Origin of the sequence: Candidatus Seribacter sulfatis, from assembly GCF_964187635.1 — a bacterium.
GTDB lineage: Bacteria > Verrucomicrobiota > Verrucomicrobiia > Opitutales > Seribacteraceae > Seribacter > Seribacter sulfatis.
This window is the reverse complement of the sequence record NZ_CAXLMO010000086.1, coordinates 21,856-32,242: the sequence shown is the minus strand read 5'-3', so window position 1 is coordinate 32,242 and position 10,387 is coordinate 21,856. Positions and strand designations below refer to the sequence as shown.

Sequence of the window (10,387 nt, the reverse complement as noted above, 5' to 3'; positions counted from 1 at the left end):
AAATGGAGGCGCGGGTGAGAATCGAACTCACGAATAGAGGATTTGCAGTCCCCGGCCTTACCACTTGGCTACCGCGCCATGCTCCAAAGGCATTGTTAAGTATTGACTTTCCCCCCCTCGAGCAAGCAAAAACCTATTTTGCAACTTTTTATATTATGAAATTCCAAATATTGTTTTATCTTTCTCTTTTTGTTCCTCTCTCTTTCTTTGGACAAAGCCGACCCAATGTAATCATCGTCATGGCAGATGATATGGGTTGGTCCGATATTGGTTGCTACGGCAGTGAGATTGAAACTCCCAACCTGGACCGTTTGGCCAAGAACGGTCTGAGGTTCACTCAGTTTTATAACACGGGGCGTTGCTGTCCAACCCGTGCCAGCTTATTAACGGGAACCTACCCCCACCAAGCGGGTATCGGACATATGATGAATGATACCGGACTCCCTGGGTACACAGGAGATTTGGGCAGTAACGTACAGACTATTGCCGAGGTGTTAAGTCCGGCAAAATATTCGACTTACTTGTCAGGGAAGTGGCATGTTACTCCCAAAATCCATCCGGGTTCATCACAGCATAATTGGCCTAGGCAGCGCGGGTTTGATCGGTTTTATGGCACTATTCATGGAGCAGGTAGTTTTTTCGATCCCAATTCTTTGACTCGAGATAACACACTAATCTCTCCGCATGCGGATAAGGAATACAAACCGAAAGAGTTTTATTACACCGATGCGATAAATGATCATGCCACCCGATTTATCAATGAACACGATAGTAACAATCCATTTTTTCTCTATGTCGCCCATACCGCTCCTCATTGGCCCATGCATGCACTCCCCGAGGATATTGAAAAGTATCAGGGACGATATGATGAAGGGTGGGAAAAAATCAGAGAAGCACGGTATCAAAAGCAGTTGAAATTAGGACTAATTGAACCGAAGTGGAAATTATCCCCAAGGGATGCCGAAGCATGGCACGATGCAAAAAATAAAGAATGGGAAATTCGCCTAATGGAAGTGTATGCTGCCATGGTGGATCGAATGGACCAGGGTCTGGGGAGAATAATCAATGCATTGGAAAAAAGAAAAATGCTCGAAAACACATTAATTATTTTTATCGCCGATAATGGTGGTTGTGCGGAAGGCATGGGTCGGAAGGAAGGTATCCAATACAAAGACAGCGATCCCGAAATTTTAAAACCGATGAAGGATTCAGATTTACAAATGGATATGATTCCCAAAAGGACACGTGACGGGGTGGTGATGAAGCAGGGAACCGAAGTAATGCCCGGGGGTGCGGATACTTATCACGGATACGGAAAAGCATGGGCCAATGTGAGTAATACGCCATTCCGCGAATATAAGCACTGGGTCCACGAGGGGGGCATTAGTGCACCGCTTGTAGCTCACTGGCCAAAGGGAATTGCCTCCAAGTTGAGGGGCAAGTTTGAACATCAACCCGCCCATTTGATTGACCTGATGGCCACCTGTGTGGAACTGGCTGGTGCCAATTACCCAGATGAGGTGAAAGGGAAAAAAATGGTCCCATTGCAAGGAGTTTCACTCGGGCCAGCCTTTTCCGGAAAGAAATTGAAGCGGGAAAATCCCATCTTTTGGGAACATGAAGGAAACCGGGCAATCCGAATCGAAAACTGGAAACTGGTGGCCAAAGGTTCCAATGGAGAGTGGGAATTATACGACCTCGACGCGGATCGTTCGGAACTTAATAACCTCCGCGAAACTCATCCCGAACGAGCCAGTCAGATGGCAGAGAAATGGGAAGCATGGGCGATCGAGGCAAATGCCAAACCCTGGCCATGGAACAGAAATAAGAAGAATTTAGGGAGTAAAAAAAAGACATTTAATTTGGATGCAAATGCCAACCTGACAAAGGAACTATCCCCGATGATAAGAAAAAAATCTTTTGAAGTTGAAGTTCATATCGAAAAGCAGGGAGAAGGTATTTTGGTTGCCCAGGGGGGAGATACTCATGGGTGGGTTTTATTTGTAAGAGATAACTTTGCCCACTTCAGCCTAAGTCTCGGAGGAAAAATTGAGACTATTAAAGCAAATAAAAAATTAACTGAAAAAGAGGGAAAGATAGTGGCTTCATTAAATCCGAATGGAATTGTGGAACTATTTGCCGGCAAACGAAAACTGGGCAGTGGAAAAGTAAGCAGCCTAGTGAAAGAGATGCCCATCGATGGACTACAAGTTGGCCGTGATGAGGGCGGTACGGTCGGAGATTACAAGGATGCATTTGACTTTGACGGTAAGATAAAGAAAGTCAGAATTAAGATAAATTAACTATTATATGAGTTTCATACACGACGATTTTTTACTTACAAACGACCAAGCAGTTTGCTTATATCACCAATTTGCTCGGGATGAACCGATTCTCGATTTCCATAATCATTTATCCCCCAAAGAAATTGCGGAAGATCGACGATTCAGTAACCTAGCGGAGATTTGGTTGGAGGGAGATCATTATAAATGGCGGGCTTTACGGGCGAATGGAATTCCCGAAGAATTGGTAACCGGAAACGGGGACCCCAAGGAAAAGTACCTCGCCTGGGCAGCTACCATTCCCCATACCCTCGGCAATCCCCTCTATCACTGGACTCATCTTGAATTAAAAAGAGGGTTTGGTATCGACCTCCTTCTTTCCCCCGATACCGCAGAAGAGATTTGGGACCGTACCAAAGAGAAGCTCGCGGAACCGGACTTTTCGGCCAGAGGCATGCTCGAACGCTTCCAAGTAAAAGCACTCTGCACAACAGACGATCCAGCCTACCCACTATCTTATCACGAAGAAATCGCCCAAAGTATTCAAACCTGCAAGGTATATCCCACATTTCGCCCTGATCAGGCATGGGGAATTGACCAGGCCCAGGATTTCATTCAATGGGTGGAAACCCTCGAACAAACTTCAGGAAAAACGATCGTCAACTTCGATTCTTTTTTACAGGCATTAGCAGAAAGGTTGCAAAAATTTCACGAATTAGGATCCCGTCTGTCCGATCATAGCTTTCCTTACTTCTTCTCCCATTTTCCCTCGGAACAGGAAGCGAGGCAATTATTCGAACAAACCCTGGAGGGACAGAATGCCAACCGGGAAGAGAAAGAACAATTTGGTGCTTTCATCATGCTCTACCTTTGCCGATGGTATTCCTCCAATAATTGGACGATGCAGGTTCACCTTGGGCCCTTGCGTAACAACTCCAGTTATTTGCTGAAAACTTTCGGTCCGGATGCGGGTACAGACTCAATTGGAGACTGGACGCAGGCGGAAAAAATGTCCGCTTTTCTCGACCGACTCGACCAGGATGACGCTCTCCCCAAGACCATTGTCTACAACAATAACCCGGCCGATAATTTTGTAGTATCCACCATGCTCGGAAATTTCCAAAGAGATATTCCCGGTAAAATGCAGTTTGGTTCCGGCTGGTGGCACTTGGATCAAAGAGATGGAATGGAAGAACAAATAAAAACTCTTGCCAATACTGGCTTACTTTCCCGTTTCATAGGCATGTTAACTGACTCCCGTTCTTTTCTTTCTTTCCCGAGGCATGAATACTTTCGCAGAATATTATGCAACCTTCTCGGCAATTGGATGGCAGAAGGATTCCTCCCCCAAGAACCTGAACTTATCGGTAATATGGCAAAGAAAATTTGCTATCAGAATGCACACGATTTCCTCCAATTAGAGAGTGATGAGAAAAAATCATGAAACTTTTCTTACTATCTTCCGTTTACAATTTTTGAACAAAATTATTAACCCATATTACCTATGAAATTACTACTTACCATTCTCACCGCTATCACATTAACTATTGGACTGACCGCTAAACCGGAAAAAGGAGGAAAGGGAGACAAATCGGGTCGTCCATCTCGCGAGGAGATGATCAAGAAATTTGACAAGGATGGAGATGGTAAATTGAACGACGAAGAAAAGGCAGCAATCCGCAAAGAAATGATGGCCAATCGCACTCCCCCCCCCCACATTCTCGAAAAATTTGATAAAGACGGAGACGGCAAACTGTGCGACGATGAAAAAGCAGCAATCCGCAAGGAAATGATGGCTAAATTTGACAAGGACGGCGACGGAAAGCTCGGCCCGGATGAACGCAAGGCAGCAATGACAGCCAGAGGTAAGGAATCTTCAGGGAAAGGGAAAAAAGGAGAAGGGAAAGGAAAAGGGAAAGGCAAAAAAGGAGAGGGTAAGAAAAAAGAAGGTAAAAAGAAGGAATCCTAAGCCGCCTTTTAATATTTCAAAAAGCGAACCCATGAATTTGGGTTCGCTTTTTTATTGCTCGCAGCAACGAAAACTCTTCACCCTTTGAATATCTTACTCTATGCTCAAATGTAATGTCCGAAGAACTCCCCCAAATTATCGAAACTTTAGCCAAGCGAGCAAGGAGTGCATCTCTTGTTCTTGCTAGCGCATCGACCAAGCAAAAAAACGAAGCTTTACAGCACATTGCAGAAGGGCTTGAGTCAAACCGCAAGCTCCTTACCATTGAAAATCAAAAGGATCTCGATGCGGCCAAAGAAAATGGTCTGAGCGAGGCAATGGTTGATCGTTTACGCCTCACTCATGAAAGAATTGATGGGATGGCCAAGGGCCTTCGTGAATTAATTGAACTCCCCGATCCCGTCGGAGTTTTAATCGAAGAAAAAGAACGGCCCAATGGATTGAAGATCAAAAAAGTGAGGGTTCCAATCGGTGTGATTGGAATCATTTACGAATCCCGTCCCAATGTGACGATTGACTGTGCCGGTCTGTGTCTAAAGTCAGGAAATGCATCCCTATTACGGGGAGGGAAAGAGGCAATTCATTCCAATACTGCACTGGCCTCCATTATAATGGAGGCATTGAAAATTTCTGAACTCCCCAATAATTCGGTTCAACTTGTTCCCACGGTAGACCGGGCAGCTCTTAATCATCTACTCACCCTCGACCAATATATCCATTGTATTATTCCTCGAGGAGGTGAAAGTTTAATTAATTTTGTTGCTCAAAATAGTCGAGTCCCAGTGATTAAACATTACAAGGGAGTCTGTAATTTATTCGTCGAAGAAGAAGCCGATCTTGCCAACGCAGTGGAGATTGCAGTTTCCTCCAAATGTGGCCGCCCGGGAGTTTGTAATGCGATTGAAAATTTAATCGTCAGCGAAAAAATTGCTCCGGAATTCCTTCCCCTCTGCGCGAAGGAACTAATTGCCAAAGGGTGCGAACTACGAGTTGATGCGAAAGCGGCGACAATACTGAGCGACTTTTCAACCAAACCCGCTAATGAAGAAGATTTTGCCGAGGAATTTCTTGACCTAAGATTGGCAATCAAGGTAGTGGAGTCTGTCGATGAGGCCATTTCCTTTGTGAATCAGTTTGGTAGTGGACATAGCGAGTCAATACTCACTCAAAACAAGTCGAAGGCCGATCAATTTCTTCAAGAAGTGGATGCCTCCTCAGTCTACTGGAACGCAAGCACTCGATACACCGACGGGTTTGAATTTGGACTGGGTGCAGAAATAGGAATTTCCACCGATCGACTCCATGCACGCGGGCCAATGGGACTGGATGAATTATGCACCTATAAATATAATATTATCGGTACCGGACAGTGGAAATAAATCGACTCCCCCACCCTGTCATAAAAACTTCCATTCGAAATGACTGATCTACTCATTACAGGGGGCACTCTTATCAACGAGGGAAAAAGATCGCATGATGACTTGCTGGTTCGCAAGGGAAGGATTGAATCGATTGGCCCCAGCCTCGCAATTCCGTCCGGATGTAAAGTGATTGATGCGGGCGGCAAACTGGTACTCCCTGGACTGATTGATGACCAGGTTCATTTTCGGGAACCGGGCCTTACCCACAAGGCATGTATTCACACGGAATCGAAAGCCGCGGTGGCGGGAGGCGTGACCACTTTTTTTGAAATGCCTAATGTGTCCCCGCCGACGCTGAGCATGGAACGAATTGAAGAAAAATGTGCCATCGCAAATCAGGACTCGCTCGCAAACTACGCTTTTTTTCTGGGAGCCAGTAATGAAAATCTTGAACATGTAAAATCAGCTGAGCCCTCGAAGATTGCAGGTATAAAAGTATTTATGGGTTCCTCTACTGGAAACATGTTAGTCGACGAAGAAACCGTACTTGAGGGAATCTTTAGAAACGCTCCCACCATTATTGCAACCCATTGCGAAGATACCCCCACCATATTGGCTAATGAAGAAGTTGCCCGGCAAAAGTTTGGTGAAGAAGTTCCCTTTTCCGAACACGGAAATATTCGCTCCCGAGAAGCCTGTATCAAATCCTCCTCCATGGCGGTGGAACTGGCCAGGCGGGAAAATGCAAAATTGCATGTACTACACATTACCACTGAGGAAGAGTTGAACCTTTTCGAAGCGGGCAACGATCGTATCACTGCAGAAGCATGCGTCCATCACTTGTGGTTTGAGGAGTTGAGTTACTCCACGCTTGGCTCTCTCATTAAATGTAATCCAGCAATCAAAAAAGCAAGCGACCGTGATGCAATCCGCAAAGCAGTATCAGACGGCAGAATTTCCATTCTCGCCACCGACCATGCGCCTCATACTTGGGATGAAAAACAGGGAACTTATTTTAATGCCCCTTCCGGCCTTCCTCTTATTCAACACACATTACTGCTAATGCTCGAAATGTGTGAACAGAAATGTTTCACGATTGAGACAGTTGTTGAACGTGCCTGCCATGCACCTGCCCGTTTATTTCAAGTGGAAGAGAGAGGATATTTAAGAGAAGGATACTGGGCAGATATTGTTTTAGTTGACCCATCAAAGAACACTTCAGTTAAAAAGACAGAGCTCTTGAGCAAGTGCCAATGGTCCCCCTTCCCTCATATGACCTTCACCAACTCTGTCGACACCACGATCGTCTCGGGTAAAATTGCATACCAAGGGGGAAAAGTTTTGCCTAAGTGTCAGGGTCAGCGCGTAGATTTCAGCAAGCAAAGAAGGTAGCTCCACTAAAATTCTCATGTTCTCAAAAATGTGAATTAAAGATCAAATAATAAGAAAAACACTCCCATGAAAATTCAGTCTTCCATACTCACTGCTCTTCTTCTCACTGTTTTTTTTATTCAACATATTCAATCAAAAGAAACGGTAAAAAAACCTAATGTCATCCTCTTCTTAATCGATGATTTGGGCTGGTCGGACCTTAGCCTTACTGGGAGTAAATTTCATGAGACTCCAAATGTGGATCGTCTTGCCAAAGAAGGAGCTTTTTTTAGTGACGCTTATGCCGCAAGTTCCGTTTGTTCCCCCACCCGGGCAAGTATTTTAACCGGCAAATACCCAAGCAGGATTAAAATGACCTACATCAGTGGAACATCCGGGCCCAAAGGCCCGGGCTATCGGCTGAACGCACCTAAGATTGTTGGTAATATCAACCCCAAGGATATAACCCTCGCGGAAGCCCTTCGTTCGCACAAATACAAAACCGTACACATCGGAAAATGGCACTTACAAAATCATACCGACAAAGGAAAGACACATTATCCGGAGAAGCACGGATTCGATGTAAACATCGCCGGTTTTCGAATGGGACAACCCGGATCCTATTATTTTCCCTACAAAAGCGATCGTCACCCAAACACTAATGTACCCGGACTGGAAGAGGGGAAAGAAGGTGATTACCTAACGGACGCACTTACGGATCAGGCAATCCAATTTATCAGGAAAAATAAAGCCCAACCCTTCTTCATAAACTTTTGGTACTATACCGTACACACACCCATTCAACCCAAGAAGGAGAAACTTCAAAAATACACCGGAAAAGCAAATAGACTTGGGCTTAACCCAAAACCCAACCAAGGGATTCCGGTATGGCAGAGCAGAGCAAGGAGTGAACAAAGTTCTCCAGCCTATGCGAGCATGGTTGAAAGTATGGATGAAAATATTGGCCGATTACTGAAAACTCTAAAACAGGAAAACTTAGAGAATGATACCTTGATTATCTTCTTTTCGGACAATGGCGGTTTATCCACAGGATCGAATGGAAATATGCCCACATCATGCCTTCCCTTGCGGGCTGGAAAATCATGGCTCTACGAGGGAGGTATCCGTGTTCCCCTCGTTCTTCGAATGCCGGGTAAAATAAAAGCTGGCTTACGAATCAAGGAACCCGTAATCAGCACCGATCTCTATCCCACTATTTTGGACCTGCTGAATCTCCCCGCCATGCCAACCCAACACCGGGATGGAAAAAGCCTCAAGCCCTTGCTCAATGGAAAGAAAAAAACAATGGATCGGGAAGCTCTTTATTTCCATTACCCACACTATCATCATATTAACAGCATGGGCCCATCCGGTGCGATTCGAATGGGGAAATATAAATTGATTGAAGTTTTTGAAACCGGAAAAATAGAACTTTATAACCTGGAGGAGGATATGGGTGAGCAAAATGACTTGGTTGAAAAAAGGCCAAAAGTGAAAGAAAGGCTGCTCAATTCCTTGCACCAATGGCAAAAAAAATCAGGGGCTGACTTACCTGAAATAAACCCCGATTATCTGGCTGAAAAAGACTTTAGGCACAAAAAATAATTTGAGACAAATTCGATATTGTTCATTTATTTATTTCTTAAAGCCTGAAAAATACTTCTTGTAACCTTAGGCAGGAATGTGTCTTGAATAAAGAACACCCTAGTTTCATAAACCCTGTCCGCCCCTTCCAGGAATCCATATATGATGATCAATACAAATATTCTCTATTCATATGTTTTACTTTTTGCTTCTCCCCTTTTCCTGAGCATCAGCTTTGCAAAAAAACCTAATATACTCTTCATTCTATCTGATGATCAATCACACCGAAGCGTCGGTTGTTACCCGGAGTCCCCCGATTGGGTAAAGACTCCCCATATTGATTCCCTGGCTCGGGATGGAGTTCGATTTGCTCATTGCTACATGAGTTCCTGGTGTATGGCCGCTCGGGCAACTCTTTTAACCGGTCATCAATCATACGGAGTAAAATCAATGCGTATGGAAGGAGAATATCCAGGGAGCGTGTACAACTCAGATGACTGTCCGTTCTGGCCATCGGTCTTTCGGAAAAATGGATATCAAACCGCACAAATTGGAAAATGGCATACTGGAATTGATAATGGATTTGGAAGGGACTGGGATTTTCAAAAAGTGTGGAACCGTCCCGCATTCCCCGAAAATTCAGGAAACTATTTCAAAGAACAGCTCATTCAAACAAATGGTAAAAAAGCTATTATGACCCAGGGGTACTCAACTGATAATTATACAAAATGGGCTGAGGAATACATTCGTGGAGGACACGGAAAAGAAGAAAGTAAACCCTTCTATTTATGGCTTTGCTATGGTGCCGTGCACGGACCATTCACTCCGGCAAAGCGACATTTTAACCGCTACCCAAATGCAAAGGTAGATATTCCAGAAGATATTTACCCACCCCGGAATGGAAAACCGGAATATTCCCGGACAAAAGAACAATGGATTTCTGGACCTGATGGTATCCCAATGCTCAAGTCCGGAAAATTTTCCGGCCGTACGGTCAGCGGAAAATTTATCCACGGCACCGATATTCATTCATTGGAAAGACAGTATCACCAGGGTGTGCTTGCCATTGATGAAGGAGTGGGGCAATTAATCAGGGCACTCAAGGAGACTGGACAATACGACAACACTCTTATCGTCTATGGAGCAGACCAAGGTATTGCCTGGGGACAAAAAGGGTTCCAAATGAAACTTGCCCCCTACGATGGAACCATTCGTGGCCCCCTTATCGTAAGTATGCCAAAAAAGTTCCCTACTGGAAAAGTTTGTTCAAAACCCGTGGGTGGTGCGGATTTAGTTCCCACCTTCTTTAAAACAGCCAAACTTGAGCTTCCCTGGAAAATGCATGGACGCGACCTGACCCCATTACTCACTAATCCGGAAAGACAAGATTGGAACTCTCCCCTTCTTCTCGCCCATACAGGAATGAGTTTCGGGGAGAATTGCGATGTGGTTATAGAGATGAAAAACGATCCAATATACAAGAAACAAAGGGTACCCTGGTGGATATCTCTCCGCACAGATCGCTATAAATACATTCGAAACTTACTACCCGGTGAAACCGAGGAACTATACGACATGAAAAACGACCCTGATGAAATCAAAAACCTAGCCATCGGAAAAAATCACATAGCCCTACTTCGAAAACTTCGTAAAAAAACGATTCGCGAACTTCAGCAAACTGATTGTGCTTTTGCACAAAAAATGCCACCCGTGCAAAACCCGTAAACTTTTGTTGTCTGGAAATATCTGATCGCCAAGTATAAACCTTCTACTTAAAGGGGGTACTCCTACTTATTGAAAGTTATATAGCTATCCCTCTA

The 10,387-nt window shown here is 44.6% G+C and carries 7 protein-coding genes and 1 tRNA gene; 7 read left to right on the top strand and 1 reads right to left on the bottom strand.

All coding sequences use genetic code 11. The features are described from left to right. Positions 1–3 precede the first annotated feature (3 nt). Positions 4–78 (bottom strand) — tRNA-Cys (locus ACKPQ5_RS08280). A 77-nt stretch (positions 79–155) separates the two neighbouring features. Here ACKPQ5_RS08280 and ACKPQ5_RS08275 point away from each other — a divergent pair. The 7 genes from ACKPQ5_RS08275 to ACKPQ5_RS08245 all read left to right on the top strand — a co-directional run bounded on the left by ACKPQ5_RS08275 (position 156) and on the right by ACKPQ5_RS08245 (position 10,292). Next, positions 156–2,303, top strand: a complete 2,148-nt coding sequence (locus ACKPQ5_RS08275) for an arylsulfatase (protein WP_407678633.1) — start codon at positions 156–158, stop codon at positions 2,301–2,303. 7 nt (positions 2,304–2,310) lie between these two features. Next, complete coding sequence (gene uxaC, locus ACKPQ5_RS08270; protein ID WP_407678631.1) at positions 2,311–3,726, top strand: glucuronate isomerase; 1,416 nt, start codon at positions 2,311–2,313, stop codon at positions 3,724–3,726. Between the two features lie 60 nt (positions 3,727–3,786). Then, a complete protein-coding gene (locus ACKPQ5_RS08265) occupies positions 3,787–4,251 on the top strand; it encodes a hypothetical protein (protein WP_407678630.1) in 465 nt (154 codons plus the stop codon). A 113-nt stretch (positions 4,252–4,364) separates the two neighbouring features. Then, positions 4,365–5,630: a glutamate-5-semialdehyde dehydrogenase gene (locus ACKPQ5_RS08260; RefSeq protein ID WP_407678629.1), complete on the top strand. Its 1,266-nt coding sequence runs from the start codon at positions 4,365–4,367 to the stop codon at positions 5,628–5,630. A gap of 39 nt (positions 5,631–5,669) precedes the next feature. Then, the gene (locus ACKPQ5_RS08255) at positions 5,670–7,004 is read left to right on the top strand and encodes a dihydroorotase (protein WP_407678628.1); all 1,335 of its coding nucleotides are present in this window, start codon (positions 5,670–5,672) and stop codon (positions 7,002–7,004) included. A 66-nt stretch (positions 7,005–7,070) separates the two neighbouring features. Next, positions 7,071–8,588 (top strand): sulfatase, encoded by a 1,518-nt coding sequence (locus ACKPQ5_RS08250; RefSeq protein ID WP_407678627.1) that lies wholly within the window; start codon positions 7,071–7,073, stop codon positions 8,586–8,588. Positions 8,589–8,729: 141 nt separating this feature from the next. Next, complete coding sequence (locus tag ACKPQ5_RS08245) at positions 8,730–10,292, top strand: sulfatase-like hydrolase/transferase (protein WP_407678626.1); 1,563 nt, start codon at positions 8,730–8,732, stop codon at positions 10,290–10,292. The last annotated feature ends 95 nt before the right edge of the window (positions 10,293–10,387 follow it).